Annotated in this window: 28 protein-coding genes and 1 pseudogene; 12 read left to right on the top strand and 17 right to left on the bottom strand. The window is 62.2% G+C overall.

The genetic code is table 11. The annotated features are described in order from the left end of the window. Positions 1-55: 55 nt before the first annotated feature. The 4 genes from K289_RS44490 to K289_RS0115875 form a co-directional block, all read right to left on the bottom strand. On the bottom strand, positions 56-571 hold the full coding sequence (locus K289_RS44490) for a YqhA family protein (RefSeq protein ID WP_035684868.1): 516 nt from the start codon (positions 569-571) through the stop codon (positions 56-58). 76 nt (positions 572-647) lie between these two features. After that, positions 648-1,577: an AEC family transporter gene (locus tag K289_RS0115885; RefSeq protein WP_027552431.1), complete on the bottom strand. Its 930-nt coding sequence runs from the start codon at positions 1,575-1,577 to the stop codon at positions 648-650. After that, complete coding sequence (locus K289_RS0115880; RefSeq protein ID WP_027552430.1) at positions 1,574-2,146, bottom strand: DUF1097 domain-containing protein; 573 nt, start codon at positions 2,144-2,146, stop codon at positions 1,574-1,576. Before K289_RS0115880 ends, K289_RS0115885 begins: the two co-directional genes overlap by 4 nt. A gap of 92 nt (positions 2,147-2,238) precedes the next feature. Next, positions 2,239-3,411 carry a S9 family peptidase gene (locus K289_RS0115875; RefSeq protein WP_156918002.1) on the bottom strand — a complete coding sequence of 391 codons (1,173 nt, stop codon included), beginning with the start codon at positions 3,409-3,411 and terminating at the stop codon, positions 2,239-2,241. Positions 3,412-3,535: 124 nt separating this feature from the next. Here K289_RS0115875 and K289_RS0115870 point away from each other — a divergent pair, with 124 nt between their 5' ends. Continuing rightward, a complete protein-coding gene (locus tag K289_RS0115870) occupies positions 3,536-4,435 on the top strand; it encodes a LysR family transcriptional regulator (protein ID WP_027552428.1) in 900 nt (299 codons plus the stop codon). Beyond that, complete coding sequence (locus tag K289_RS0115865) at positions 4,320-5,504, top strand: tripartite tricarboxylate transporter substrate binding protein (protein WP_156918001.1); 1,185 nt, start codon at positions 4,320-4,322, stop codon at positions 5,502-5,504. Before K289_RS0115870 ends, K289_RS0115865 begins: the two co-directional genes overlap by 116 nt. A gap of 283 nt (positions 5,505-5,787) precedes the next feature. On the opposite strand, the gene K289_RS0115860 is transcribed toward K289_RS0115865, so the two are convergent. Further along, positions 5,788-6,495, bottom strand: coding sequence for a hypothetical protein (locus K289_RS0115860; protein ID WP_027552426.1), 708 nt, complete (start codon positions 6,493-6,495; stop codon positions 5,788-5,790). Positions 6,496-6,720: 225 nt separating this feature from the next. On the opposite strand from K289_RS0115860, the gene K289_RS0115855 reads away from it, so the two are divergent. Both K289_RS0115855 and K289_RS0115850 read left to right on the top strand, forming a co-directional pair. Further along, entirely contained in the window at positions 6,721-7,050 is a 330-nt protein-coding gene (locus K289_RS0115855; RefSeq protein WP_027552425.1) for a hypothetical protein, read from the top strand. A gap of 89 nt (positions 7,051-7,139) precedes the next feature. Then, positions 7,140-7,670 (top strand): gamma carbonic anhydrase family protein, encoded by a 531-nt coding sequence (locus tag K289_RS0115850; RefSeq protein ID WP_027552424.1) that lies wholly within the window; start codon positions 7,140-7,142, stop codon positions 7,668-7,670. Between the two features lie 163 nt (positions 7,671-7,833). Here K289_RS0115850 and K289_RS44485 read toward each other — a convergent pair whose 3' ends face one another. Further along, on the bottom strand, positions 7,834-8,064 hold the full coding sequence (locus K289_RS44485; RefSeq protein WP_035684865.1) for a hypothetical protein: 231 nt from the start codon (positions 8,062-8,064) through the stop codon (positions 7,834-7,836). Between the two features lie 95 nt (positions 8,065-8,159). Here K289_RS44485 and K289_RS0115835 point away from each other — a divergent pair, with 95 nt between their 5' ends. Both K289_RS0115835 and K289_RS0115830 read left to right on the top strand, forming a co-directional pair. After that, positions 8,160-8,513 carry a hypothetical protein gene (locus tag K289_RS0115835; RefSeq protein WP_027552423.1) on the top strand — a complete coding sequence of 118 codons (354 nt, stop codon included), beginning with the start codon at positions 8,160-8,162 and terminating at the stop codon, positions 8,511-8,513. Positions 8,514-8,617: 104 nt separating this feature from the next. Beyond that, positions 8,618-8,989 carry a hypothetical protein gene (locus K289_RS0115830; RefSeq protein ID WP_027552422.1) on the top strand — a complete coding sequence of 124 codons (372 nt, stop codon included), beginning with the start codon at positions 8,618-8,620 and terminating at the stop codon, positions 8,987-8,989. Positions 8,990-9,180: 191 nt separating this feature from the next. Here the strand turns inward: K289_RS0115830 and K289_RS0115825 are convergent, their stop codons facing one another. The 7 genes from K289_RS0115825 to K289_RS0115790 all read right to left on the bottom strand — a co-directional run bounded on the left by K289_RS0115825 (position 9,181) and on the right by K289_RS0115790 (position 15,468). Beyond that, entirely contained in the window at positions 9,181-9,675 is a 495-nt protein-coding gene (locus tag K289_RS0115825; RefSeq protein WP_027552421.1) for a hypothetical protein, read from the bottom strand. 285 nt (positions 9,676-9,960) lie between these two features. Next, on the bottom strand, positions 9,961-10,152 hold the full coding sequence (locus K289_RS0115815; RefSeq protein ID WP_027552419.1) for a hypothetical protein: 192 nt from the start codon (positions 10,150-10,152) through the stop codon (positions 9,961-9,963). 423 nt (positions 10,153-10,575) lie between these two features. Then, on the bottom strand, positions 10,576-11,307 hold the full coding sequence (locus K289_RS0115810; protein WP_027552418.1) for an aspartate/glutamate racemase family protein: 732 nt from the start codon (positions 11,305-11,307) through the stop codon (positions 10,576-10,578). A gap of 4 nt (positions 11,308-11,311) precedes the next feature. Next, the gene (locus tag K289_RS0115805) at positions 11,312-12,190 is read right to left on the bottom strand and encodes an ABC transporter permease (RefSeq protein WP_027552417.1); all 879 of its coding nucleotides are present in this window, start codon (positions 12,188-12,190) and stop codon (positions 11,312-11,314) included. Positions 12,191-12,193: 3 nt separating this feature from the next. After that, on the bottom strand, positions 12,194-13,150 hold the full coding sequence (locus K289_RS0115800) for an ABC transporter permease (protein ID WP_027552416.1): 957 nt from the start codon (positions 13,148-13,150) through the stop codon (positions 12,194-12,196). Then, on the bottom strand, positions 13,150-14,439 hold the full coding sequence (locus tag K289_RS0115795) for a PotD/PotF family extracellular solute-binding protein (RefSeq protein ID WP_027552415.1): 1,290 nt from the start codon (positions 14,437-14,439) through the stop codon (positions 13,150-13,152). Before K289_RS0115795 ends, K289_RS0115800 begins: the two co-directional genes overlap by 1 nt. Before the next feature lie 42 nt (positions 14,440-14,481). After that, on the bottom strand, positions 14,482-15,468 hold the full coding sequence (locus K289_RS0115790) for an ABC transporter ATP-binding protein (RefSeq protein ID WP_027552414.1): 987 nt from the start codon (positions 15,466-15,468) through the stop codon (positions 14,482-14,484). A gap of 255 nt (positions 15,469-15,723) precedes the next feature. On the opposite strand from K289_RS0115790, the gene K289_RS0115785 reads away from it, so the two are divergent. The 3 genes from K289_RS0115785 to K289_RS0115775 all read left to right on the top strand — a co-directional run bounded on the left by K289_RS0115785 (position 15,724) and on the right by K289_RS0115775 (position 20,157). Beyond that, positions 15,724-16,431: a GntR family transcriptional regulator gene (locus K289_RS0115785; RefSeq protein WP_027552413.1), complete on the top strand. Its 708-nt coding sequence runs from the start codon at positions 15,724-15,726 to the stop codon at positions 16,429-16,431. 244 nt (positions 16,432-16,675) lie between these two features. Beyond that, a complete protein-coding gene (locus tag K289_RS0115780; RefSeq protein ID WP_245283940.1) occupies positions 16,676-17,971 on the top strand; it encodes an amidohydrolase family protein in 1,296 nt (431 codons plus the stop codon). A 419-nt stretch (positions 17,972-18,390) separates the two neighbouring features. Continuing rightward, the gene (locus tag K289_RS0115775; protein ID WP_027552411.1) at positions 18,391-20,157 is read left to right on the top strand and encodes a CYTH and CHAD domain-containing protein; all 1,767 of its coding nucleotides are present in this window, start codon (positions 18,391-18,393) and stop codon (positions 20,155-20,157) included. A 72-nt stretch (positions 20,158-20,229) separates the two neighbouring features. On the opposite strand, the gene K289_RS44480 is transcribed toward K289_RS0115775, so the two are convergent. The 4 genes from K289_RS44480 to K289_RS0115755 all read right to left on the bottom strand — a co-directional run bounded on the left by K289_RS44480 (position 20,230) and on the right by K289_RS0115755 (position 22,909). After that, positions 20,230-21,093, bottom strand: a complete 864-nt coding sequence (locus tag K289_RS44480; RefSeq protein ID WP_051310599.1) for a tyrosine-type recombinase/integrase — start codon at positions 21,091-21,093, stop codon at positions 20,230-20,232. Positions 21,094-21,506: 413 nt separating this feature from the next. Next, on the bottom strand, positions 21,507-21,665 hold the full coding sequence (locus K289_RS50470; protein ID WP_198024717.1) for an Arc domain-containing protein: 159 nt from the start codon (positions 21,663-21,665) through the stop codon (positions 21,507-21,509). A gap of 224 nt (positions 21,666-21,889) precedes the next feature. Continuing rightward, positions 21,890-22,354, bottom strand: coding sequence for a hypothetical protein (locus K289_RS0115760; RefSeq protein ID WP_027552410.1), 465 nt, complete (start codon positions 22,352-22,354; stop codon positions 21,890-21,892). A 9-nt stretch (positions 22,355-22,363) separates the two neighbouring features. Further along, complete coding sequence (locus K289_RS0115755) at positions 22,364-22,909, bottom strand: hypothetical protein (protein WP_156917999.1); 546 nt, start codon at positions 22,907-22,909, stop codon at positions 22,364-22,366. A gap of 131 nt (positions 22,910-23,040) precedes the next feature. Here K289_RS0115755 and K289_RS51580 point away from each other — a divergent pair, with 131 nt between their 5' ends. The 3 genes and pseudogenes from K289_RS51580 to K289_RS44470 all read left to right on the top strand — a co-directional run. After that, positions 23,041-23,193 (top strand): hypothetical protein, encoded by a 153-nt coding sequence (locus K289_RS51580; protein WP_198024716.1) that lies wholly within the window; start codon positions 23,041-23,043, stop codon positions 23,191-23,193. An 827-nt stretch (positions 23,194-24,020) separates the two neighbouring features. Further along, positions 24,021-24,776 carry a hypothetical protein gene (locus tag K289_RS0115740; protein WP_027552407.1) on the top strand — a complete coding sequence of 252 codons (756 nt, stop codon included), beginning with the start codon at positions 24,021-24,023 and terminating at the stop codon, positions 24,774-24,776. Positions 24,777-25,012: 236 nt separating this feature from the next. Next, a pseudogene (locus K289_RS44470) lies at positions 25,013-25,260 on the top strand (IS256 family transposase); the annotation flags it as partial.

Here is a 25,260-nt window from a genome sequence, read left to right as displayed (position 1 = left end):
GTTCATTAACCCGGTCGCCGCCGCAGATTCAACGATTCTCCCTTGGCTCGTTAAACTATTGTTTCGGCCGCTCAGACTCTCCTACACGCTCTGCTATCGCCAAGAGCAGCATCGTCAGCGCAAACCCTATCATGATCGCAATGAGCCATCCCAGCTTGGTGCTATCCGCACTGTGTTCGATGTCCAGGAACCATTCCAGTACGTTCACTGCCGCGATGGCTACGATGGATGCAAGTAGCCTTTGCTTCAGGCCCGAGAAACCTACGTTTGCCAGGCCAGTTGGCCAGGCAGGGCGCCGCTGCACGTCGATTGGCGCCTGGAAGTTCTCGTAGCTCGAGCAAATCACGATCACAATCAAATTGGCAGTGAGGGCGACGTCAACCAGCTTCAGGCTTCCAACGATGATTTCGGACGGATCGGCGATCCGGGCGCGTGCGAAAAAATCGAACAGTTTGAGCACGAAGTTGTAGAGCAGTCCCGCGAGGGTCAGTATCAGGCCAAGCAGAAATGGAGCAATCAACCAGCGGGAATTGGCAATGATTGCTTCGAGCGTCAGGCGCAAGCGATCCATGACAAACTCCCTGCGGCTGTTTGATCCCCGAGCGGAGCTTTGGGCTGCGCCGACCAGAACTGACGTGTCACGCCCATCACAACGTAGCTGACAGAAGAATTGCGGCCGTGAGGGTGGCGAGGCCGGCAATTGTACTCACAATTAAGGTTGTTCCAACTCTCACGGACGCAACATTGTAACGTACAGCAAACAGAACGCCGAACGCCCCGGAGGGGACCGCCATCAACATGACCGCGATACGCGCTTGCGCGCTATCGAGCAATGAAATGGCCAGCAGCGCTGTCAGCAACGGCTGCAGCACGTTTTTGACCATGGCTGCCACTCCCACATCCATTGTGAGTCGAATCGGCTGCGCGGACAACACGAGCCCGGTGAGAAACAAAGCAGTTCCCGAGGCGCCTTGGCCGACCAGGGCGAGCGTGCTGTCGAGTAGCGACGGCGGCGACAAGCCGAGAAGCGACCACACGAGCCCGAGCAGCGGCGCAATCACGATCGGCTTGACCAGCGCAGCTTTGACGATCGCCATGACATGACGGCGCTTATCGGCCCCGGACTCCAACAGCAGAAGGGTAAGCGGTGTGACCACGATTGCCGCCACGGCCACCGCGACGGCCACCGAGATCGATGCCGATTTGTTGAACAAAGCGGCGACGATCGGAAGACCAGCGGATCCCACGTTAGGACCGGATGCAGTTAGTGCAATAAGTGCGCTCTCGCGCCGGTCGTCGCCGAACAGACGGGTTTGCAGAAAGTAGGTCACGCCATACGCGAGCAGCATTGCCGCGAGCACCACCAGTGCAAGCCGAGCCTGGTCGATCATGGCCTGGCGCGGTGCCTGTGCCATCGCCGTGAACAGCGCCGCCGGCAGCGCGAAATCCATGACCAATGCATTGAGCGAACCGATGTTGCGGTTGTCGAACTCCCTTGTTCGACCAGCCGCATACCCAAGCGCCATGACAAGGAATACGGGCGCCAGCGAAGCGAGGATGCTCATGGTTTCGGTCATGGCTTGCTCCAGTCTGCGGCGTGTGCGTTGGAAAGACTGACCCGAACCAAGCCGCCATGACCGGTAAAAGCGCTCGCGAGCAAGGTATGGACAATCCCAAGCCCGGTGCCGATGAGCAGCGAGACGGGTACGCTCAAAATGGCATTTCTCAAGCTCAGCGATGTCAGGGCATCGACCGTGAATGCCCCGGGCGAGAGACTGAGATAAGCGAATGTCGAAGCGAATCCGTAAAACGCCGCAGGCACGACGCGAAGTAACGGTACGCACGAGGCAATCACAATCAGGAACGAGGCGATGCCGGCAATGGCCGCGATCAATAGTGTTGCGTTCGCCGAAGACCAGCGGGCGGCAACGATGACGGCAACCAGCCACGCCATGATGCAACCGAATGCGAGCGCGGATGACGAGCGTAGCGCCGCCTGCTTTGTCGCTCCGGAGTGGTCGTAACTCGCCCAGCCGATAAAGGCGGCCCACACGAACAGGGCAGGAAGATGTGAAAATGCCAGGACGGAAGCCGCGGCAACGAGCGCCGCGGCAAGGGCTGCTGCTGTCAGGGATGGCAGGTTCATTTGATCACCTTTTGCGTAGACGTGGCTGCCTTCAGTTTACGGTCCCTGATCGAATGCTCAGGCGATAAGGAGCCTCTTCGAGGTCTCCACCATCAAGCGGCGACGCTGGTCGACTTCGTGTTCTCGCTGACCGGCATGCCGGGGTAGAAGCTCGCAAGCCAATAGACGATGGCGTGACGCGCGGCCGCCGAGTTTCCGAGCTGGCAATGCTGTTCAGCGCCTTCGCGCGCCGTGAATATCCGCGTCGTCACGGACCGGGCGCAGACGAGCTCGCGCATGGTCCGATGGACCCAGCCGACATCGAACAGATGATCCTGCTCGCCCTCGGTCAGCAGGATGTCCTGCTTGACGTTGTGCAGGATTCCGTCGAGCGAGTGCTTCGCAATGGCCGTCAGGAAATCGAATGGCGTTTTGGTGCCGGTGATGTGCATCCCCTGGACAACACACCATTCGAAGACGGAGCTCGGCAGGCGCTCCTCGGCCACGATCTGCTCGGTCCCCTTGCGGTCGCCGGCCTTGAACCGCGAGATCAGGTCCTGCGCCTTGCCGGGCCGCATTTGCTTCAGCGTCATGTCGAGACCCGAATAGGAGGTGGGCATCGAGATGATGTGCTTGATGCGGGGCTCGAACGCTGCCGCCCGGATGGACATGTAACCTCCGCAGGAGGCGCCCAGCCAGTCCACGGCGTCGAGCCCGAAGTAATCGATCGCCGCCTTGGCCGGCTTCTCCCACGCATGGTCCAGATAGATTCCCTGCCGCAGGGCACCGCCCTGGCCGGGTCCATCGAAGGCGATGACGGTCATTCCAAGCTCGGTCAGCGGCAGAAGGAAGTTGTAGAACTCCTCGACGAATGAATCGTATCCGCCGGTGAAGATGAGCGTGCTGCGTTCCTTGCCTTTTGCCTGGAGCCTGAAGCCCGGCAGATGACCCCCGGGATACGGGATTGCGACGCGCTCGTAGCCGGCGACACCTTTCGTGCCGAGAGCCCAGTTACGCGCGAAGTCGTCGTAGAGGCCGTTGCGCACGTCGCCCGCGGGCAAGTAGAACTCCGCGCCGTGATAATAGGAGGCGGCGTCAAGGTAGCGCTTTTCGGCTTCCGCTTTCTTGGCAACCTCAAGCCAAACCGCATGCCAGGAATCGTAGTCCTTAATGCGCGGTGCGATCGCGCCGAGTTCCTTGAGGCGAGCCGGCGACGTGCCGTCAAGCAGCGGCCGGTTGAAGGTGTAGTTCATCCCGGGGTCGGGCAACATATGGATGAAAGGCATCGTGTTCTCCGTTGGGTGGGTTCAGTCGCGACCGAACGATTGACCCGAACTGGTGTTGACGCCATATCAATCTGGGCACCATTCTGTTGCCGAAAGCGCAACGCCCTGCGGGAGGTCCAGAGCCATGGATTTCACGGCCCTTCGCTATTTCAGCGCGACCGCCCAGGCCCGCTCGATCCGCGCGGCATCGGACCGGCTTCACGTCTCGCCGTCGGCCATCAGCCGACAGATTGCAAAACTTGAGCACGAGCTTCGAGCGCCGATCTTCGACCGGCGCGCTCAGGGCATGAAACTGACGGCGGCTGGAGAAATCCTGTTGTCGAAGATCGACGGCGTGATGCGCGAGTTCTCGCGCGTCAAGTCGCATATCGCGGCATTGCAGGATCTCCAGGCCGGAAATGTGGATGTCTATTGCTTCCAAACCGCGATCGAGAGCTTCGTGGCGCCGGTCCTCAATCGCTTTCACGTCCAGTATCCGGATGTAACCTTCCATGTCAGGATGAGCAGCACCGACGAGGCAATCGAGGCACTGATCGCGGGCGTTGCGGAGATCGGCCTCATCCTGAATGCTCCACCCCGCGACAACATCACGAGACTGGAAGTCTTCCGCGACAGAATGGTCGCTGCCTTGTCGCCCACGCATCCTCTAGCCGGGCGAAAGATACTGTCGCTGCATGAGCTCGGCGGCTTCCCGTTCGCCCTGACCGAGCCATCCTTTGGCCTTCGCCAGCAGCTTGATCGTGTTTTCGCAAAGCATCGATTTGAACCAAACGCATTTTGCGTCACCAACTCGCTGGCTCTCATCAAGGAAGTCGCTGGCATCGGCAACAACTGCACCCTGCTGCCGCGATTCGCGATCGAGCAGGAGTTGGCGGCCGGCTCGCTCAGATCCGCGGGCGTGAGTGAATTTGCTTCGGATCCGCTGGTCTTCTGCATTTGCTCTCTCAGCGACCGCTCGCTGTCACCCGCAGCGAAGGTCTTCATGGACATTGTGGTCGACTATTGCCGCCGCTACCGCCATTGAGGTAACGTCGATGGGCCGGGCGTCGGCCTGGTCTGAATTTCTGGAAATTTGCATCAGTTGGCAGTGTCTCTTCCTCGAACTGAGGAGAGCTATCATGCTCCGTCGCCGGAAATTCCTTCAGCTCGGTGCGGCCAGCATCGCCGCATCCGCAAGCCGCGTGGTCGCCGCACCGGCCTCCTATCCGAACAGGGCCGTGTATCTGATCGTCGGCTTTTCGCCGGGCGGCAACACCGATATCGTCGCGCGTCTCATCGGACATTGGCTGTCGCTACAATTCGACCAGCCGTTCATTGTCGAGAACCATACCGGTGCCGCGACGAACATAGCGACCGAACAGGTCGTGCGCGCCGCACCTGACGGGTACACACTGCTGGTCGCTTCGGCCGCGAATGCAATCAACGCAACCCTCTACCGAAATCTGAAATTCAATTTCATCCGTGACACCGTCCCCATCGGGATGGTGGCCAGCACGCCGCTCGTGATGTGTGTCAATCCCGCCTTTCCCGCACGGTCGGTCATCGAGTTCGTCGCAAAGGCAAGGGCTGATCCGGGCGGATTGAACTTTGCGTCGAGCGGAGCGGGCAGCCCGCCACATGTCGCGGCGGAGCTCTTCAGGATGATGACCGACATCAAGATGCTGCACATCTCCTATCGTGGCGACGCTGAGGCCATCACCGATCTGGTCGGCGGGCGTGTGCACGTCTACTTCGCCACCCTGCCTGGGGCGATCGGATTCATCAGGACCGGGGCTTTGCGCGCGTTGGCAGTCAGCGCCGCAGAGAGATCCCTGTCGCTGCCAGAGGTTCCCGCCATGGCCGAATTTCTGCCCGGCTACGAAGCAACGATCTGGAACGGTCTCAATGCGCCGAAGAGCACCCCAGATCCGGTCATCTTGGCGCTCAACCAGGCGATCAACGCCGGCCTCGGCGATCCGAGATTGAGGACGCGGCTCGCCGAGCTTGGTGCAAAGGCCTTCCCGGGCTCGCCCGAGGATTATGCCCGTTTCATCGCAAACGAGACCGAGAAATGGGGCAAGATTGTCAATTCAATAGGTGCACATTTGGACTAGTCGCCGCTCGAACTCGATCGCTATCGGGGAAAAGCGGACGTAGCCCGCGTCGCGTCAGCCGACAGTTTATAGGTACACGGCTTAGTCTAGTCCGGGGCGCCAGGCTTGAGGGGGGCCACGATGACATCTTGCCCCTGTTTTGCCCGACGCGTCGAGTCTTTTTCGAAAAATACGAAATGCGCCACCGGCGCCCGGCTACTTTGCATGGGGTTGTTTTCGATATTTTTGACTGGAGGCCCCACGCCCCCCGCAAACCGATCTCACGGCAGGGCAGACCTGCCGCTCACCCCTTCGGCCCGCGGAGCTGCACCGTCAGCCGGTCCATCGCCGAGGCCACCTCGCGCCATTGCGACAGCCAGCTCCGCGGAAAGCGGAAGGTGAGGTCGGCGCCGTCGACGCGGCGCTCGGACAGGCACATGCCCGGGGTGGCCGCATCGCGCGTGCAGCGCGCGGTCAGGATTGGGTTCGCGCCGGAAATCAGATCCTCGGTGCCATAGGGCGTATCGCCGCGGAACGTTCGCATCGTCAGCCCGTCTTCCGGCATCGTCGCGGCCTGGTCGAGATAGCGCGGATAGATCGTAGCGACGCGCTGCTCGGGCGCCAGCGCATCGTGATGCGCCGCGATCGACAGGAAGATGCGGTCGATCGGCTGCATGGGTTCCTCGACCGTGTCGGCGGTGACGTGCTTCGGCGCACCCGGCGGCTCGAGCGAGGGATAGAGGAAATCGAGGTCGATGCGTTCCTGCGGTCCGGAATGCCGCTGAATCTTCATGCGTATCGCGGCCGTCGGCACGTTGAACAGCGTGCCGCCGACGCTCATCGGCAGTTTGTCGGGCGCGTTCGCGCCACCAACGCCCCAGGTCGGCCACAGGAGATAGGCGACCAGCGCGACCGCACTGACAGCAACCATGCCGCTGAGCACGATGGGGACGAGATGCGCCCGCGTGCGCGTCGCACGGGTCCGAGGGGAGGCTGCCGAAAACACCGTCATGAACTTGCGCGCGTGAGCCGGGAAGTCGGCCGATGGCCGACGAATCAGCCGCGACTATGCCACGCGGCGGCGGTTTCGCGGAGCATTCCCGGCTGCGGGCAGGCATGAGGCGGCCCTGCGTGTGCCGGCCGGCGCTGTTAACCTTCCCTTAAGGATAATGTAGCGTTAAAGCGCGCTTTTTGTCACACGAAGGGACCGGCGTTGCGTAAGTGCGGAACTGTTCCGATGACACCTGAGACCTTGAATACCTTCTTCTCGATCTGCATCGGATTTGCGCTCGCGGGTGCGCTCGTCAGCGGATACCAGGCGATTGCGCAGCGGCCCGCGGGTTTCGGCCTGTTGCAGGAGGGCGTGGCGCCGAGGACCTTTGCGGCGGTGCCATTCCTGGTGTTCGCCGCTCCCTTCATCATCATGCGCAACACGCTGCGCGGAATGCAGGTGGAAAGCCGACGCTTCGAATTCGTGATGATGGCGACCGTCATCGCCGGCTTCTGGAGCATGATGAGCGGCACCTTCTTCCTGATGACGTTGCGCGCCGCGGGCGTCCTGGCCTGATAGCTGCGTTCCAGGCCGCCGGCAGCGCGGCCCTTTGCGCCAAGCCCGCCGTTTCGCTATGCCTTGGGGAAGCGTGACAGGAGACCCCCATGGCGATCTACGAGCTCGACGGGCAGGCGCCCGATCTTCCGGCCGACGGCAATTACTTCATTGCGGAGACCGCGACCGTGATCGGCCGCGTGCGCCTGAAGCCCGGCGCGAGCGTCTGGTTCGGCGCGGTGATGCGCGGCGACAATGAGTGGATCGAGATCGGCGAGGGCTCCAACGTGCAGGACGGCTCGACCTGCCACACCGATCTCGGCTTTCCGCTTCACATCGGCAAGAACTGCACCGTCGGTCACAACGTCATCCTGCACGGCTGCACGATCGAGGACGGCGCGCTTGTCGGCATGGGTTCGATCGTGATGAACGGCGCGAAGATTGGCCGCAACAGCATCGTCGGCGCCGGCTCCGTCATCACCGAGGGCAAGGAATTTCCCGAACGCTCCCTGATCATTGGCTCGCCCGCGCGCGTGATCCGCACGCTCGATGACACCCAGGTCCAGAGGATGGGGAGTGCGGCGAAGTTCTACGTCGCCAACGGCCCGCGCTTTAACAAGGGCCTGAAGCGGATCGGTTGAGGTCAACTGCCTTCTGACTCGCGAGTTTCAGTCGCGCTCGCAATCTTCTCGTGGCCCGCGGCCCACAGCGCATGCTCATCGCTGCCATCCTGATACGGATTGGATTCCGCCGGAATGTTTTCGCGTGCGGCGCGCTCGCCTTCTGCGAAGGGATCGCAATCTGTCATCGTGATTTCGCCTTTCTGGCCTTGGGACGCGCGGCCGGTTTGCTCTCTTGACTGTCGAGCCTGGCGCTCTTGCGCAGGGCGTCCCTGAGGTCGACGGGAATGCCGTGCTTCTTCAACAGATCGGCAAAGGCTTCATCCGCGAGTTCTTGAAACGTCGCCATCCGGTCGCGCCCCAGTTGCTTCAGCTTGTCGAACGTATCCTCGTCGAACGCGATCAGTTTGCGCATGATCGTGGCCGCCTCCTTGGTTCAAGCGGACGCGACGGGATTTGTTCCGGAACGCGTGCTCGCTGGCGCGGTTGACCGGCAAAGGAGAATTTCCGATGGCCCAGTCGTCTGCAAGCTCCTCTGCAACCGTTTCAGTCAAAGCTTTGATCGTGATCTGCGCCATCGCCGCGCTGCCGGCTGCGTCGCTTGCGCAAGCCACCGGTGGCGCCACGGGATCGACAACCGGCGCCACAGGATCGACCGCCGGCACCACGGCAGGATCGACAAACGGTGTGGCCAATGCGCCGGCGCCACCGCCTGGCACCAACAGTCTCGGCACGGCCCAATCCTCCGGTCCGAATGCGGCGCCGGGCGTCACCACCGGCACGGGGGGCGGCGTGGACGCCGCCGTCGCTGCGGAGAACAAGCTGCTCGACAGGAAGATGAAGAGCATTTGCCGCGGTTGCTGATGCTCGCGCGGAAGTGAGCCAGCATGCCTGTCCGAAATTCCCAAAGGACATTAGCTTTGGCATTGCTTTGAAGTGTGGACGGTTTCCACACAGAGGGTTGAGTGATGTTACGCAAGATGATCATGGCTGCCTTGGCCGTTGCGGCGGTCGGACTGTTGGCGCCTCAGGCGGCGCAGGCACGGGGTGGCTTCGGGGGCTTCCATGGCGGTGGCTTCCACGGAGGCGGATTTCACGGTGGCGGCTGGCACGGCCACTGGCACGGCGGCGGCTTCTGGCCCGGCGTCGCGATCGGCGCGGGTCTCGCCGGCGCAGGGTATGGCTATTACGGGTATGGCTACCCCTATTATGGCGATCCCTATTATTACGATTCCGGGTACGGCGATGCCAACGGCGGCTATGGCGGCTGCTACGTCGCGCGGCAACGCGTCATGACGCCCAGGGGATGGCGGATCCGCCGCGTCGATGTCTGCGAATAGGGCAGGACGGCCGCCTGGTGATCTAAAAAACAAGGCCGTTGACGCAGTATACCGTCAACGACCTTGCCAGCCCCGGATATTGAAATTGGCTCACGCCATCCGGTACCGGCGAGCATGGCGTGGAATCATACGGGTGAATGTGATCCAGTTCACAACCGGCAAAATATAAGTCGGCGTCGTTCGTCGCCGAATCAGCTGCGCGACTTGTGGTGCCGGGCGCTCGCATGCGCTCGCCGCGCCGGTTTCCTGCGGGTAACCGACGGGGTTTCGGCCTCGGTGGCCCGAACGCTGGCGAAGGATTGCCGCAAGCCGTCGATGGATTCGTTGAGGGTGGCAACCTGCTCCGACAGGCGCTTGGTATCGGACTGCTGCATCGCCAGAAGCCGCTTCACTGTTTGGAGCTGATCCTGCACGACCTGTAGCTGGTCGATCGACTCCTGCTGGGTGGCCTCCAGCCCCTTGGTCTTCTCGACAAGCTGCTCGGAAGCCTGCGCGGTGCGAGCCTGGAGCAGTCGCGACGTCACAACGCGGTCCGCCTCCGGCGCATGGCCGGTATAGGCCCGCCAGATCGCCATCGAGGTGACGCCGGCGATCAGCAATAGAAGGGCTGCGGCGGTCAGCGCGATTGGCTGGGCGCCGATGCGAAGGAGGGGATTGGTCGGTTTATCCTCTGCGAGATCGATCATCGCTGACAAAACCCAAATTGAAACTTGGTGAGTGGCGAAGACCGGCAGCCTCAGAGGGTGCCGGGAGGTCCCGAAAACGTTACAGTTCGGCAAGGAATGGGACGAAAAGGAGGCCGCGAGCCAAAAAACGCAATTTTTCCAGTCCCGAAAGGGAAGGTCAGGACCGGGCTCGCCCAAAAAAGAGCTCCCCGTCCATGCCGTATCCAGCGTGGACGAGGAGCAGGTCTTGTTGCGAGGGGCCAGCTCTGTGCTGTGCCCGTCACGTGAAGTTCGTCACGTCAACCGCTAGGGCCGCGCGGCCTTCATCGACGGCTGGATCGTCATGCGGTACGCAATGAATGCCTGACCGTCGAACTTCTCCAGAACCTCGTTGCAGGCCGGGCAGCGATACTCGCCCTGGCTCGCCGGCGGCGTCGCCAGCTCAAGCCGGCGGAAGCCGGCACCACACGCGGAACACGTGACATCGCCTTTTTTCATACAAACCCCGTAGAAACACTGGTGCGACTTCTTAACACAGGTTAGGGCGAAACTTGGGTCGCTTGGTTGTCGCGTGTCAAAAAATATTCATGTTCGCGGGACCGGCGGCCGAGCATCACGACTGGAAACCGCAAAAGCGTGCGGCGATCGGGTTCGCCATGGGGAAACCAGCTTCGCCGTTGAACCGCAAAGAGAGCGGATCAGTGCCGGCCAGACCGTGCTTCGAATCTTAACGCACACCCGAAAGCCCATGCGAAGGTGCAAGGTGCGTGCCTTGCATTCGACAAGCCTATCGACGGTGTTTGGCTCAGTGACCACCTTGGTCTCGTGGTGGACCTAGAGGTGGGCATCAGTGCATCGTGAGGGGATTCGTGCATAGACGACGTTCGGCGAGACGGAGAACCTATTTCTTTTGACCAAGGCTCAGGGCTGAAAGCTTGCTAGAAGACCCGAGTAGGCCTTTGCCCGCGGCGACGCGTACGGCCCGAGCCGCGAGGTCTTCAGCCCCAGCCGCACCAATCCTTCTGCAAGCGTCACCGCCGCGGCGACGCCGTCGATCACGGGAAGACCGTGCGTGTCGGCAAGTTCGGCGGCGAGATCGGCCATGCCGGCGCAGCCGAGCACGATGGCCTCGGTGCGATTCTCGCGGATCGCGGCCGTGATCTCCGACGAGATCTTGCCAATCGCATCGGCATTGCGCTCCTCGAGCGCGAGCACCGGCACCTCGGCGGCGCGGACGCTGGCGCAGCGCGCGGCGAGACCGTACTTCGTCAGATTATGCTCGATCGGCACGATGGAGACACTGAGCGTCGTCACCACGGCAAAGCGCGCGGCGATCAGGCTCGCCATGTGGAAGCCTGCTTCGCCGATGCCGATCACGGGCGCTTGCGCGACCGCGCGCGCGGCATCGAGGCCGGTGTCGTCGAAACAGGCGATGATATGGGCGTCCGCGCCGTCGCGGTCGGCCTCGCGGATGCAACCGAGCATGCCGGGCACCGCGAAGGCCTCGTCGTAAAAGCCCTCGATCGAGACCGGGCCCATCGTGGGCTGCCGCGCATCGATCACGGTGTCGGGCAGTGCGACCGCGCGCGCGGCGGCGGCAATCTTCGCCGTCATCGTCGCGGTGGTATTGGGATTGACGACGTGAAGTCGCATCAGTTCAGACCAGACCCTTGCCGGCGTCCGAGCCTTTGGCCGCCTGCCGCTTGTTCAGCATGTGGATGGTGCCGAGCGCAAGGGTGATCACGGCAAAGGACACAGCCGAGATCACCGTCCCGAGCGCATAGATGTCCGGCTTCGTCACGGTCGTGGTGAGGCCCTGGAGATCGAGCGGCAGCGTATTCACCGGTCCGATCGCCTGGCTGGAGCGGGCGAGCTCGTCCCAGGACAGCGTGAAGCCGAACAGGCCGATACCGATCACCGAGGGCAGGATGATCGGCAGCACGACATGGCGGAAGGTCTGCCACGGCGTCGCGCCGAGATCGCGGGCGGCTTCCTCCAGGCGCGGATCGAAGCGATTGAAGATCGCGAACATGATGAGCAGGCCGAACGGGAGCGTCCAGGTCAGATGCGCGCCGAGGCCCGAGGTCAAGAGCCCCATCGAGGTCTCGAAGTTCTCGTTCCAATGCGCCTTGATCAGATCGTCGATGATGCGGAATTCAAGCGAAATACCGAGCGATGTAATGATCGAGGGAACGATAAGGCTGGCGATCGCCGAATAGAACAGGATGCTCTGCGCCCTGAACTTCCTGCGAAAGGCCATGCCGGCGGCGACCGACAGCACGACGGTCACGGCCATCACCACGAGGCCGAGCAGCAGCGAGCGGCGGAAGGCGGCGCCGAGGTCGACGATGCCCGTGCCTTCGAACAGTTTTGCCAGCCAGTAGGTCGACACCCCGTTCATCGGGAAGGTGAGGCCGCCCTGCGGTCCCTGGAACGACAGGATGTAGATCGCGATCATCGGCCCGTAGAGAAACAGCACATAGGCCGCGAAGAAGATCGCGAGAACATAGAAGCTGCGCGGGCGTCCCTCCGTCATCGCCTACAGCTCCTTCCGGATGTCGATGATGCGCGACATCATGGTGATGATCAGGAAGGTGATGGCGAGCAGGATGACCGCGTTCGCTGCCGCTGCCGGGAATTGCAGCGCGTTCAACCGCGTCTCGATGATCTTGCCGGCGGCGGCGATCTGCTGCCCGCCCATCACGCCAATGGTGGTGAAATCGCCCATCACGATGGTGATGACGAAGATCGAGCCGATCACGATGCCGGGTTTGGCCAGGGGAATGACGACGTTGACGAGCGTCTGGAAGCCGGTCGCGCCGGCGTCATAGGCGGCCTCGATCAGCGATTTGTCGATGCGCACCATCGAATTGAAGATCGGCACCACCATGAAGAAGGTGAAGAGGTGCACGAGCGCCAGCACCACGGAGAATTCGGAATAGAGCAGCCATTCGACCGGCTGGTTGACCAGCCCGCTCTTGACCAGTCCAGAATTGACGAGACCGTTGCGACCGAGCAGCGGGATCCAGGCGATCATGCGGATGACGTTGGAGGTCCAGAACGGGATCGTGCAGAGCAGCGACAGCCCCATCTGCCAGGTCTTGGACTTCACATGGAAGGCGAGGAAGTAGGCGACCCAGAAGCCGATGAAGAGCGTGATCGCCCAGACCATGAAGCAAAGTTTCAGCGTCTTCAGATAGGTCTTGCCGATGGTGCAGAGATCGGGGAGCTGCGCGATGCAGCCTTCGAAGGTGTCGGTATAGCCGCGGCCCGAGAAGGCCGGCAGCAGCTGGTATTCGTTGTAGTCCCAGAAGGAGACGATGACGACGAAGACCAGCGGGATCAGAAAGAAGGCGAGAAACACCAGCATCATCGGCCCGGCCTGGAGCCAGGAGATGAAGGAGGGCGACAGGCGCGCCGCTTTCGCGCGCGCCGTGTCCGATCCCCGGGCAAGGCCCGGGGATGCCTGATGCAGGATGTTTTCCGAGGTATCCATCACGCGGCGATGAACTCGTTCCACTTGCGGACCATGTAGTCGTTCTCGTCCATCACCGCGTTCCAGCAGGCGACCGCGCCCATGCGGTCCTCGTAGGAGCCGCCGTCACGCACCGCGCCGGCCTTTTCCAAGAGCGAGCCGTCGGGCGCCTTGATGTCCTTCTCGGCCGGCTTGCCTTCCATCCAGTACGCCCATTCGTAGGGCTCCATGTGGGCCTTCGCGGTCGAAAGCACGGCCGAGTAGTAGCCCTGGCGGTTGAGATAGGCGCCGGCATAGCCGGACAGGAACCAGTTGACGAACTCATAGGCCCAGTCGAGCTTGGCACCGGAGACGCCCTTGGAGACGCAGAAGCCCGAGGCCCAGGAGCGGTAGCCTTCCTTCAGCGGCTGGAAGGTGCAGGCGACGCCCATCGAGCGCACCTTCGTCACTGCCGGCGACCACATCGACTGGATCACAGTCTCACCGGACGCCATCAGGTTGACGCTCTCATTGAAGTCCTTCCAGAAGGCGCGGAACTGGCCGGCCTTCTTAGCCTCGGTCATCACCTTCATGGTGAGATCGATCTCTTCCTTGGTCATGTTGCCCTTGTCGGCATATTTGTATTTGCCGGTGGCTTCCACGACCATCGCGGCGTCCATGATGCCGATCGAGGGGATGTTGAGGATCGAGGCCTTGCCCTTGAACTCGGGATTGAGCAGCTCGGACCAGGAGCTGATCGGCCGCTTGATCAAGTCGGGGCGGATGCCGAGCGTGTCGGCGTTGTAGACGGTCGGGATCAGCGTGACGAATTCGGTCGCGGTCTTGGAGAAGGTCTTGGAGTCCTTGCCTTCGAGATAGAGCACCTTCCAGGGCGCGGTGCCCTGATTGCCGATCTTCTTGCCGCCGGGCGTCTCGCCTCTGGTGAAGACAGGCGTGATGTTGTCGAATTCCTTGATCTTCTTGGCGTCGAGGGCAAGGATGTTGCCCGACGGCACGAGTTTCTTCAGCGAGAAATATTCAGTGTCCAGCACGTCGAAGGAGTTCGGCTGGGTCATCACGCGCTTGGTGACGTCGTCGGTGGTCGCGGTGATGTATTCGATCTTGATCCCGGTGTCCTTCAGGCACTGCTTGGAGATGTCGTCGCCCTCGTTCACGGCGGTGCCGAGATAGCGCAGCACCTTCGTTTCCGCCGACTTCACATAGGGAAAGCCCGTGATCGCGCCGGAGCCTGCGGCAAGGCCGGCGAGACCCGCAGTGCCCTTGAGTAGCGTGCGGCGGCTGACGCCGGTCGTCCTGGTGGTCTCGGTCATATCAGTCACTCCTCTGTTGCGCATTGTCACGAACGATCAGTGCTATTGCAGGCGTTGCGCCTTGGCGGGATCCCAAGTGGCCAGCACGCGATCGCCCGGACGGAACGGGTGGACGTCGAAGGTGGCTTCGGGAACGTGGGAGAACAGGGCGGTGCCATCGTCGAGCGTGAGCGAGACGGCGACATAGGAGCCCTGGTACTCGGTCTGGGTCAGCAGCGCCGGCGCGCCGAACGCGCCGGCGGCGAACGGCACGATGCCAAGCTGATCGGCGCGCACGGCGATGAGCCGGCCGGCGTCGCTGAGCACGTTATGACCGCCGATGAAGCGCGCCACGAATTCGGTGCGGGGATGGTGGAAGATGTCGCGCGCCGTGCCCTGCTGCTCGATGCGGCCGTGGTTCATCACCACGATGTGGTCGGCGAGCGCCATCGCCTCTTCCTGGCCGTGGGTGACCTGGATGAAGCTGATGCCGAGCTCGCGCTGCAGCCGCTTCAATTCGCCGCGCATCTTCACCCGCAGGAACGGATCGAGCGCGGAGAGCGGCTCGTCGAGCAGCAGGATCTGCGGCTCGGTGATGAGGGCGCGAGCGAGCGCGACGCGCTGCTGCTGGCCGCCGGAGAGCTGCGCCGGGAGCCGGGCCGCATAGGGGCTCATCGCCACGAGCTCCAGCAGTTCGCCGGCGCGCCTGTGCCGGCCCGCGCGGTCGACGCCGCGCATCTTCAGCGCAAAGGCGACGTTGTCGATCACGGTCAGATGCGGAAACAGCGCGTAGGACTGGAACATCATCGCCGTGCCGCGCTTGGCAGGCTCGAGGTCCGTGACGTTCTGTGCGCCCAGGATGATGTCGCCTGCGCTGACTGCCTCATGGCCTGCGACCATGCGCAAGGTCGAGGTCTTGCCGCAGCCGGAAGGACCGAGCAGGCAGCAATAGGTGCCGGCCGGGATTTTCAGATTGACGTCGTCGACCGCGAGCGTCGTATCGTAGCGCTTGGTGACGGCGACCAGTTCGAGGGCTGCGGGAGTGGCCATGGCGTGTCCGAAGGAAGGGAGGTGCTGCGCCTCTCTCCGCAAGGTCCGTGCCAAGCGGCCGTCTCAGGTCGGATTTCGGAACTGTGCAGCAAACTCAGATCGTTAGATCGAATCCGGTGCACCTCGGCGGCTCGCTGCCTGTGCAATCACCTGCACACAAAACGGGCGAAGATTGTATAAAGTTTCGCCTGTGATTGGATACGGCTCGTCGACTAACATTCGTGGCCGATATTCGCAGATCGAGCCCGCACATCCATGGCCGCCAAATCCCAGCCGAAATCCGACGCGCCAGACGCGAGCGATCGTGTCAGCCGCATCCGGGAGGGTGTGACCGCGGCGATCCTCGAGCATCGCTTGCTGCCGGGGACAAAGCTCGGCGAGGACGAGATCGGCGATATCTATGGCGCAAGCCGCACGCTGGTCCGCACCGCGCTGCAGCAGCTCGCGCATGAGGGGATCGTCAACATCGAGAAGCATCGCGGCGCTTTCGTCGCGCGCCCCAGTCCCGCCGATGCGCGTGAAGTGTTCGAGGCGCGCCGGCTGATCGAGCCCATGATCGTCGACCATGCCATCGATGCGGTGTCACCAGACTGGCTCGATCGGCTCGGGCGGCATCTCACCGAGGAGCGCGAGGCCGAGCGGCGCTGTGACGCGCGGGCCTCGGTCCGGCTCTCCGGCGAGTTTCATCGCCTCATCGCCGAAATGTCCGGCCACAGCATCTATCTCGGCTTCCTGAAGGAGCTGATCGCGCGTTCCTCACTGATCATACTGCTCTACCGCCGCCACGACACGCCGGCCTGCGGCACCAATCATCACGCCGAGATCGTCACCGCGATCCGCAAGGGCGACAAGGTGGCCGCGCGCGGACAGATGCTGTCGCATCTCAGGGAGATCGAGGCCGAGCTGTTCCTGAAGGACCCCGCCGCTGACGAGCTACGGCTCGCGGACGTGCTGGGGGCGTGAACGATGCGCCCTTGTGCGGTGACGTTGCTGGTGACGTTGTCTCTTTGATCCAATTGAGCGAAATCGCTGCGATCTCAAGTCAAAGCAGATGGCAGGGCTGCGCAGAGTCGCGATGGTTGTAGGTTGACGGGAACTAAACGTAGGCGTCAACTTGGCTCTGCGTAGACCTTCACCTCTGCGGAGACCGGGCATGTTGGCTTTGAGGATGCCGGCCGGAGTCGCCGCATTGCTTGCCGCCGTTGCGATGTTTTCAGGCAGCCTGTCGTCGGTATGGGCCCAGCAGGACTCCGCGGTCCTGTTCCGCAACGTCAGGATCTTCGACGGAAAGAGCAGCGCGGTCTCCGCGCCGTCCAACGTGCTCGTCAGCAACAAGACCATCGCGAAGATTTCGACCGCTGACATCACGGCCACAGCTCAAGTCATCGACGGCGGCGGGCGTGTGTTGATGCCCGGGCTGATCGACGCGCATTGGCACGCGATGCTGGTGCGTCCGACGCCGGCGGCGGTGCTCGCAGGCGATGTCGGCTACAACAATCTGCTCGCCGCCGCCGAGGCGACCGCAACACTGATGCGCGGCTTCACCACCGTGCGCGACATGGGCGGGCCGAGCTTTGGCCTGAAGCGGGCCATCGACGACGACCTCGTCGCGGGTCCGCGCATCTATCCGTCCGGCGCCATGATCACCATCACCGGCGGCCATGGTGACTTCCGGCAACTCTCCGATCTGCCGCGAACGATCGGTGGGATGCTGAGCCGCATGGAGCAAATCGGCGGCAGCATGGTCGCCGACAGTCCCGACGAGGTCCGCGTGCGAGCGCGCGAGCAGCTCATGCAGGGCGCTTCGCAGGTCAAGCTCACTGCGGGGGGCGGGGTGGCCTCGCCCTTCAGCCCGCTCGACGTCTCCACCTTCACCGAGCCCGAGCTGCGCGCGGCGGTCGAAGCCGCCGAGAATTGGGGCACCTATGTCGCGACGCACGCGTACACGCCGGTCGCGATCCAGCGCTCGATCGCCGCCGGCGTCAAATGCATCGAGCACGGGCACCTCATGGACGAGGCAAGCGCCCGCCTGATGGCAGAGAAGGGGATCTGGCTGAGCACGCAGCCGTTCCTGGATCTCGCCGGTGCAGCCGCGCTCGGACCTGCGGAACAAGACAAGATGCGGCAGGTGGTTGCCGGCACCGACAGGGTCTACACGCTGGCCAGGAAGTACAAGATCAAGACTGCGTTCGGCACCGACGTTCTGTTCTCGAAAGCACTGGCGGAACAGCAAGGTGCCATGCTTGCCGCGCTCACGCATTGGTACACGCCGGCCGAAGCGTTAGCGATGGCGACATCGACCAACGCGGAACTATTGAGCTTGTCGGGTCCGCGTAATCCCTATCCCGGTAAGCTCGGCGTGGTCGAGGAAGGCGCGTTCGCCGATCTCCTGCTCGTCGACGGCAATCCGCTCGACAACATCAGGCTGGTCGAAGATCCCGCGAAGAACTTCGTTGTGATCATGAAGGACGGGAAGATCTACAAAAACAGTCTTGCGCACTGACAAAACGTGCATCACTCGCATCTCGCACGCCCCGCGAAGGTGTGATGCGCTGAAATTGGACCAGATCTAGTCCCGTTTGTCCGCGACCGGCTCTTTGCGCCGTGAATTGGCTGCAATATCAGGGGGTGTGACGGGCCTCGAAGGGCTTGTCACAATCTCTGGCCTGTCATCGGACGCGTGACTTCTCAGTGTCTCCAGGACCAGGAAGAATTTTTCCGCTAGCATGAGTCAAGCTCGCTGACGAATTCATCTCCGTTGAAGTGACCGGATTGCTGACAATTCAATCACTTGCGACGCTGAGCCGCAAATGAATTCACTTGGCGAGATGGATTTTCGAGAGTTTTCCTGATCCTGCTTTCCTCGCGCCTTGCGACCGGTATATGTTGTCGAACTGTCATAGAATCGTCATGTCACCGGAAATGTTAAAACGCGACGCAACGTCGGCCCGCAAGACTCCGAACGGGCCGGATGGGAGTCCTGTCTCGCAGGACAACAAGAGGGCGGAGCAATCCGCCGCCGCCTCCAGTCAACTCGCGGAGCCCGGTGCTGCGCCGACGCTGACCGAAGACGTTGCGCATCATGAAGTGCCGTCTCGCAGCGAGCCGGCCACGCCGGAGCGGCCTCTGCCGAACGGTGCCGCGCAATCTGCGGGTGAAATCGAGCTCAAGCTGCTCGTCGATGCCGATCGCATGGCGCATTTCAATGCCGCGCCGATCATCGCGGGCAATGCGCGCAACAAGGGCGCGCGCAAACATCTGAAGTCCGTCTACTACGATACGCCGGAGCGCACGCTTCGACGTGGCGGGTTGAGCTTGCGCGTTCGACAAACTGGCGCGCGCTTCGTGCAGACGGTGAAGACCGACGCCGCGGACGATCCCCTTCGCCGCGGCGAGTGGGAGGCAAGCGTCCCGTCGATGGCGCCCGATCTTGGGTTGGCGATGCCTTTCATCCCGGCCAAGCTTCGCGATGGTCTCGAAGCGCAATCGCTCGAAGCCGTCTTCACGACCGATATCCATCGCCACGCGCGCATCATCGACCTGCCGTCCGGGACGGTCGAGGTCGCCTTTGATCAGGGGCTGTTGAAGGCGGGCGATCGATCGATGCCGGTGAGCGAGATCGAGCTGGAGCTCAAGAGCGGCAGCCCGAGCACGATCTATGAGATTGCGCTGCGGCTTGCCGAGCATGGCGCAGTGAAGCCGTCGATCCGCAGCAAATCGGCGCGCGGCTTCGATCTTGCTGCCGGCACGCCGCCATCGGCAAAGCGACCGCAAAAATTTCGCCTCGATTCGGCAGTTGCCCTCGACGAGGCCTTCGCGGCGATCCTGCGATCCTGCTTCCATCATCTCGTTCAGTCGCTGCCGGCTGCCGAGGACGGTCGCAACCCCGAGGGCGTTCATCAGCTTCGCGTCTCGCTGCGCCGTCTTCGATCGGCGCTGGACCTGATGCGATCGGTGGGTTCGCTCAGCAACCTCGATGCGCTGCGATCCGAGGTAAAATGGCTGGCGCAGAATATGTCCGCTGCGCGCGACTGGGATGTGTTCCAGCTGCAGACGTTGCCGACGATTGCGAAGGCCTGTCCCATGGTTGCCGGCTTCGATGCGCTGGAACAGGTCGCCGCCAGGCGCCAGTCGGACGGCTATCGTACGGCACATCAGGCGCTCGGTGACCGCCGATGCGCGAACTTCGTGATCAGCCTCGGTGGCTGGATCGAGGCGCGCGGCTGGCGCAACGACATCGCCGCCGAAGATCTCGGCCGCCTTGCCGAGCCCGCCGTCAACTTTGCGGAGCGCATCCTGTCGGAGCAGTACGCGAAGGTGCTCAAGCGCGGTCGGCGCTTCAAGTCGCGCGATGCGGAACAGCTCCACCGCTTGCGGCTGGCGACGAAGAGGCTGCGCTATCTCAGCGAGTTCCTGCTACCGCTATTCGAAGATCGCAAGTCGACGCGACGCTTCTCGCGCAGATTGGCTGCTTTGCAGGAGGAACTCGGCGCCTTCAACGACATGGCGGTCACGGCAACGCTGCTCAACGGCGTTGGTGCCGAGACGCCCGACAGCGCCACCGCCGCGGCCGCGATCGCCGGCTGGCAGGCGCGCGCGGCGGTGGGCGTCGCTCCGTCCTTGCGCGGCACGTGGCAGGATTTCACTGCGGCGCGCGTGCCTTGGTCGCGGCAAGCCCGGCAGGTGTGATCGCTCGCCTCAAAAAAGTTGCGGCCAGCCATTGGGGGAGGAAAGTCCGCCCATTGAATATGCTGATGAATTTCACTCATTGGCTGCTTTTCCCCGTCCAGTCCCCATGGCCGGCAGATTGTCCACACGATCCCATTCCTCGCGGGCGACGACGTGGGAATAGCGGGACGCGCTGCGCGGATCGCGCCAATTGCCAGTCTCGACCAGCCCCTGCACGTCGGCCCCGCCGTAGCGGCGCATCCACGTCGCCCACGTATGTCGGAAGGTGTGGAAGCCAACGAACGACAGGCGATGCTCTGGAGCCTTCCAGCCGACCGGCCGACGCTTCGGGCAGGGCAGGGAGCAGGCTGCAAGCTTTGCGCGCGTGAGCATGTGCTTGAAGTGGCCGCCATCGTTAAACTTGAACAGGCGTTCTCCCGTGTGGCTCTCGAGATGCGCTGCCAGCGGCGCCACGATGTCCTCCCGCAGTTTCAGCATACGGGGGTCTGAGTTCTTCGACGTGCGCAGCCAGGCGGCGCGCTCCTCCGGCTTGGTGTCGGCCGCCAGCGCCTTCAGGCCCTCGCTCTTGCGGATGCCGGTATAAAGGAGCAGCCGCAGGTATAGGCCAAACTCCGGATCAATCTTGTCAGCCTCGCCGATGATGGCAAAGGCGTCGGCCGGCCACATGAAGTCTTTCTTCTGGCGGCCCTTCGCCCCCTTCGGGCGGCGGAAGGTCGGACACTTGTCGCCGAGGGCATGACGCAGGATCGTGATCGTCGGGGCATAAACCGCACGGTTGCGGTAGTCTGGGGCTCCCGTTGGCAGGATCTCCACGGCGGCGTCATCAATGGCTTTCTGGGTCATCTCCCGCAGTGGCGTCTTGCCGAAATGCTTCACGAGCGGCGCGACGTAGCGCCGGCTGCGGCCGTCCCTGAGATAGGCGATCGACGCGCTCAAGAAGGTTGGCTCCCCTGGATCAGGCTTAGCTTCGGGCGCTGGGTATTGGCCGTGGTCCTCGATGCACTCTTCGATGCGCTTGAGCTGCTTGAGAGCGACGGATCGTTTAGGAGATCCGCTGCTAACTTCCACTCGGCATCCGAGGTATGTTCCGCGGATTTCATAATTCGGCGTTTTACCGGCGCGGGGCGGCCTGAGACTGAGCGGCACTTCAACCCCTCCCTAAGTGCGCTTTCGATGCGGGCAATGTCGGATTGGTGAAAAATCTTATCCCGTCCGACCGGAGTATAGTAGGGCTCACCGTGCTTGTCCCGAGGATGCTTGCGCAGCCATTCGAGCAGCCAACGCGACGTCTTGCGCAGCTGCGCCGCGACCTCGTTTAACGTTAGCGCTCGCGGCGTGGGCGACATCGATCAGCGCACCGCCTTCTCGCGCTCGGCGTCCATCCGCTGCCGCAGGGCTCTGATGATTTCGCTCCGCTGCGAGGAGCCCATCCGCGCCACTTCGGCGCGCAGCCAATCTTTGACGTCGCTCGGCAGATCGATCGTCATCGCCACTTGTTTTTCGCTCATGGGCACGCGACTCCTTTGTTGACTGATGTGCTGTGAGTATAAATACCCGCGCAATGCTGTTCCAGTTTCGTTCCTGTTGGGTACATTGAAGGTATGAGGGATTTCGGATTGCCGAAATGAGTTACCCCCGCAAATCCCCACACGGATTTCATGCGTTCGTCATGCGTTCTCACACAATAAGCCCGCCGGAATGACCGGCGGGCTCTGGGCTGGGAAACGTCGGATCAGGTGGCCTTCTGCTTCTCCTCAGCCGTTCCAAGAGCCACGGCTGCTTGAAGGACGGAAACGGCCTCATCGATGTTGCTGCCCATATCCAGCGCGCAGCTGAAGAGCGTTTGCACGAACCGCTCTTGATCACCCTTGTTGGCCGGCTGCAGCCGCTTCATGTGCTCCGCGGTCTCCCATGCTCGTCGCAGCAACCAGTTCCACTCATCGTTGATAAGGTCGATACCATTGGCCCGAGGCTGATTTGCAATGGCTAGCATCGCATCGGCCGCGGCGATGTAGGAGTCATAGATAGCCACCAGATCCCCGACATCTTCCGGCTTGCGCCGTTTTTTCAGTTCGAACTTGAGATAGGGCAAGGTCGCCGTTTTTCTCACGTGGGCTGCGCTGATCAGGCCCAGACCATGGCGCTTGGGAGCTGGCATTTTCTTGGTCGCGATAGTTCTTCCGGCAGATTTTCGCATGGCACCCTCCTAAGCACAGATCGCCAGGAGCGCCGCGGTGATATTGCGGCTGGCAAACCACCACCAGCTATGACCGACGTCATTTTCGTCCTCAACGAGATCCCCCCTAAAGCCGAGGCCTGCCTCGATCTTTTGCGCGTGCTCCAACAGCGCGATCACGCCTGCCAGGGTCGTGGGCATAACGTCAGCGAGCGCGCATTCCGCATCTTGCTCAGCGGTGCCGACTCGCGCCATTGCCTGTTGGAACGCGATCCATTCCGGGGCGTCGCCTTCCACGATCTGGGACTCCGTCGATCGGCGCTGCTCCTCCGGAATCGCGTCCTCCAGATGATCTTGCTGGTCGACTATCTCGTCGTAGGCGGCTATGGCCCGCTTGTGCTCATCGATCGCCGCGAAGGTCGGGTCTAGGTCGGCGGCATGAAGTGCTGACGCGGGGGCCGGAATAGCCGCAACGGCGGCGGCCGATCCAACAGCAGAGAGGACGTTTCGGCGGGTGTGAACGGCCTCACTATAAATTCTTATAGTGGCGGGTATGGTAGTATTAGCCTTTGGCATGGGTCGCTCCATGGTGAGGGTCAGGCCCGCCGTGAGTGCTTCCAACACTCCGGCGGGCCGCTTGCATTTGTGTGCAAGTGGGTGCATATTAAACTCATCAAATTGTCTGTCAACTGCACACAATTGCACCCATGGTCAAAACATCAGCCATCTCGGTTCGCGTTTCTGATGAAGTTAAGGCCGCCGCTGAGAAGGCCGCAGCCGATGATTGCCGCTCAGTTGCCAGCTACGTGGAAAAGCTGCTGGCGGATCACCTTCGAAAGCAAGGCTATCTCAAGAAGTGAGTTAGGCGATGCCAACCGATATCTCGCCGCCGACCAGACGGCTGCCCACACTATTCCGGGCCAGGAACGTTTGCGCCCTGCTCATAATGCGCTTTGCAAAGTGGTCGGTGCACCGGATAGCACCCTGGCTGTGAGGGCCGATTGCCGCCGTGCCGGGCCGCACCCATGCGTTTTTCTGCGCTGGCCATACCCCCACAGACGAACAACACAAGGGCGGCATCAGCGAGCCTCCCCGGCTAAGCTTCTGAAGCGCTGCCAGCGAAGCGAGATAACCATTGCGGAAACTGCCGACATGCCACAATTTGCGCATGCATGGCGACTCGGGGGGAAATGGTCGCTGCGATCACGGCCTATATGGCCAGTCGCAAGCGAATTGTGGGCTTCGACACGGCTCCTACGTGGGCGCCGGGATTCAGCCCGCACGAAGTCGTCATGAAGTATCCCCTGGAGGTTGGCGGCGAACTCCGCGGCCAGCTCTGGGTAGTGGGGTTCCCACGGGCCAGGGAGCTGAAATTTCGGCTCCAGATCCTCATGCCCGTGCCCGTCTGTCGGCTGGACTATACTGACGAGACGCACATTAATTCGATAGACGGCGCCAAGCAGGGATTAGTGTCGCCAGCCGTAGTGGGCCCACACTATCATTCATGGCCCGTTAACCAACGTTTCTTCCGCGGAGCGACGAAGCCACCAAAGCTTCACGACGCCCTGCCATACACGGAGGCCGGTCGAACGTTTGATGCAATTTTGCGTTGGTTTTGCACGGACACGAATATAGATTCCTTACCGGGCGGCCACGCTATGGGCCTTCCGGAACCAGGGTTGCTGCTATGAGCAATGCTCCAGACCTTTTCACGTTGGCGCAAAGTGGGTTGTCTGAACTCGCTTCGGTCAAGCGCGTCGAGGATGGCATCGTTGTGACGACCCATTGCATGTACCCCTCGAACGGTTTGGTCCGCGTAACCGTTCGCGGCGGCGACCAAACGATCGTCGCTTCTGACGAAGGGGGTGCGCTCGGCGAAGCCCTGGCAGCAGGCATCGAAGTCAAGGACTACGATCGGGCGCTATCGCACCTCGTTAATGAGCACGGCCTGACCATCAGGGAGAGCGTGATCTATACGCCGCAGATGCCGATTATGTCTGCGCCCTTGGCAATTTTGCTTGTGGCGAACACCTCACAAGAGGTCGCTCGCTGGATGTTTGACCATGTAAAAATCAAGCGGACACGCGACTTCAAAGCGCTGCTCGCTGATTTCCTAACGAACCGCTTTGACAAGCGCGTGGCTCATAATGAGTTTGTCCTGGGGCACAGCAACAAGCGACATAAGTTCGCCAACGTCATCGATTTGGGGCACGAGCGAAAGCTGATAGTCGATCCGGTATCCAACGACGCCTCCTCGATCAATGCACGTGTTGTTGCAAACCTCGACGTTAAGGCGAATGAGAACCCGAACATCATTCAGCGCATCGTCTACGACGACGAGGATGATTGGTCGCCGGCAGACTTGAACTTGCTCCAGGTCGGGGCGATCGCCGTGCCATTCTCGCGGTCCCGAGAAGTTATCGAAAGGCTTGCCGCCGCCTGAGCGGCGCCGCTCGGCGCGGCCAGCAGGTGCTGACCTATGCCGGCACGAAGCCGAGCGTGTCGTTCATGCCACGAGCATGGCATCTGCGCTTTCCCACGCCCGTAGGTTGCGTTAGGCTAGCCGTTCCGGGTTTAGGCGGGGATGTCCCGGGTTCTGTTGAATTTCTGAAGAGGTCGGCGTTGCCCACCTTGAGCCGGTAGGCTCGGGGTGCTGATTCCACAAAGGAGAGCAACGCCATGACGAGAGATATCACACCGGCTGGTTCGCCGGCGACTGGGGCTGTGGACGAAGCGTTTGCAGAAGTGCGGGCGAGCTTTGATCGGTTCTGCCTTGCGGCGGGGATCGAGGCGCTCGGCACGATGATGGAGGCGGATGTCACGGCGGCCTGCGGGCCGCGCCACGGTCGCGATGCGGCGCGGCGGGCGCACCGTTGGGGCCGAACGCGGGGACGGATCGGCTTCCACGGCGGCAAGATCGAGGTCGA

Origin of the sequence: Bradyrhizobium sp. Cp5.3, from assembly GCF_000426265.1 — a bacterium.
In the GTDB taxonomy this organism is placed as follows: domain Bacteria; phylum Pseudomonadota; class Alphaproteobacteria; order Rhizobiales; family Xanthobacteraceae; genus Bradyrhizobium; species Bradyrhizobium neotropicale.
Note: the sequence above shows the minus strand (reverse complement) of the source record. Positions and strands in the feature narration are given on the sequence as shown.

What these genes read in the sequence shown, in the direction of transcription:
- K289_RS44490 (WP_035684868.1), bottom strand. Translation starts at nt 571, where the DNA reads ATGGATCGCTTGCGCCTGACGCTCGAAGCAATCATTGCCAATTCCCGC.
- K289_RS0115885 (WP_027552431.1), bottom strand. Translation starts at nt 1,577, where the DNA reads ATGACCGAAACCATGAGCATCCTCGCTTCGCTGGCGCCCGTATTCCTT.
- K289_RS0115880 (WP_027552430.1), bottom strand. Translation starts at nt 2,146, where the DNA reads ATGAACCTGCCATCCCTGACAGCAGCAGCCCTTGCCGCGGCGCTCGTT.
- K289_RS0115875 (WP_156918002.1), bottom strand. Translation starts at nt 3,411, where the DNA reads ATGCCTTTCATCCATATGTTGCCCGACCCCGGGATGAACTACACCTTC.
- K289_RS0115870 (WP_027552428.1), top strand. Translation starts at nt 3,536, where the DNA reads ATGGATTTCACGGCCCTTCGCTATTTCAGCGCGACCGCCCAGGCCCGC.
- K289_RS0115860 (WP_027552426.1), bottom strand. Translation starts at nt 6,495, where the DNA reads ATGACGGTGTTTTCGGCAGCCTCCCCTCGGACCCGTGCGACGCGCACG.
- K289_RS0115855 (WP_027552425.1), top strand. Translation starts at nt 6,721, where the DNA reads ATGACACCTGAGACCTTGAATACCTTCTTCTCGATCTGCATCGGATTT.
- K289_RS0115850 (WP_027552424.1), top strand. Translation starts at nt 7,140, where the DNA reads ATGGCGATCTACGAGCTCGACGGGCAGGCGCCCGATCTTCCGGCCGAC.
- K289_RS44485 (WP_035684865.1), bottom strand. Translation starts at nt 8,064, where the DNA reads ATGCGCAAACTGATCGCGTTCGACGAGGATACGTTCGACAAGCTGAAG.
- K289_RS0115835 (WP_027552423.1), top strand. Translation starts at nt 8,160, where the DNA reads ATGGCCCAGTCGTCTGCAAGCTCCTCTGCAACCGTTTCAGTCAAAGCT.
- K289_RS0115830 (WP_027552422.1), top strand. Translation starts at nt 8,618, where the DNA reads ATGTTACGCAAGATGATCATGGCTGCCTTGGCCGTTGCGGCGGTCGGA.
- K289_RS0115825 (WP_027552421.1), bottom strand. Translation starts at nt 9,675, where the DNA reads ATGATCGATCTCGCAGAGGATAAACCGACCAATCCCCTCCTTCGCATC.
- K289_RS0115815 (WP_027552419.1), bottom strand. Translation starts at nt 10,152, where the DNA reads ATGAAAAAAGGCGATGTCACGTGTTCCGCGTGTGGTGCCGGCTTCCGC.
- K289_RS0115810 (WP_027552418.1), bottom strand. Translation starts at nt 11,307, where the DNA reads ATGCGACTTCACGTCGTCAATCCCAATACCACCGCGACGATGACGGCG.
- K289_RS0115805 (WP_027552417.1), bottom strand. Translation starts at nt 12,190, where the DNA reads ATGACGGAGGGACGCCCGCGCAGCTTCTATGTTCTCGCGATCTTCTTC.
- K289_RS0115800 (WP_027552416.1), bottom strand. Translation starts at nt 13,150, where the DNA reads ATGGATACCTCGGAAAACATCCTGCATCAGGCATCCCCGGGCCTTGCC.
- K289_RS0115795 (WP_027552415.1), bottom strand. Translation starts at nt 14,439, where the DNA reads ATGACCGAGACCACCAGGACGACCGGCGTCAGCCGCCGCACGCTACTC.
- K289_RS0115790 (WP_027552414.1), bottom strand. Translation starts at nt 15,468, where the DNA reads ATGGCCACTCCCGCAGCCCTCGAACTGGTCGCCGTCACCAAGCGCTAC.
- K289_RS0115785 (WP_027552413.1), top strand. Translation starts at nt 15,724, where the DNA reads ATGGCCGCCAAATCCCAGCCGAAATCCGACGCGCCAGACGCGAGCGAT.
- K289_RS0115780 (WP_245283940.1), top strand. Translation starts at nt 16,676, where the DNA reads ATGTTTTCAGGCAGCCTGTCGTCGGTATGGGCCCAGCAGGACTCCGCG.
- K289_RS0115775 (WP_027552411.1), top strand. Translation starts at nt 18,391, where the DNA reads ATGTTAAAACGCGACGCAACGTCGGCCCGCAAGACTCCGAACGGGCCG.
- K289_RS50470 (WP_198024717.1), bottom strand. Translation starts at nt 21,665, where the DNA reads ATGAGCGAAAAACAAGTGGCGATGACGATCGATCTGCCGAGCGACGTC.
- K289_RS0115760 (WP_027552410.1), bottom strand. Translation starts at nt 22,354, where the DNA reads ATGCGAAAATCTGCCGGAAGAACTATCGCGACCAAGAAAATGCCAGCT.
- K289_RS0115755 (WP_156917999.1), bottom strand. Translation starts at nt 22,909, where the DNA reads ATGCCAAAGGCTAATACTACCATACCCGCCACTATAAGAATTTATAGT.
- K289_RS51580 (WP_198024716.1), top strand. Translation starts at nt 23,041, where the DNA reads ATGGTCAAAACATCAGCCATCTCGGTTCGCGTTTCTGATGAAGTTAAG.
- K289_RS0115740 (WP_027552407.1), top strand. Translation starts at nt 24,021, where the DNA reads ATGAGCAATGCTCCAGACCTTTTCACGTTGGCGCAAAGTGGGTTGTCT.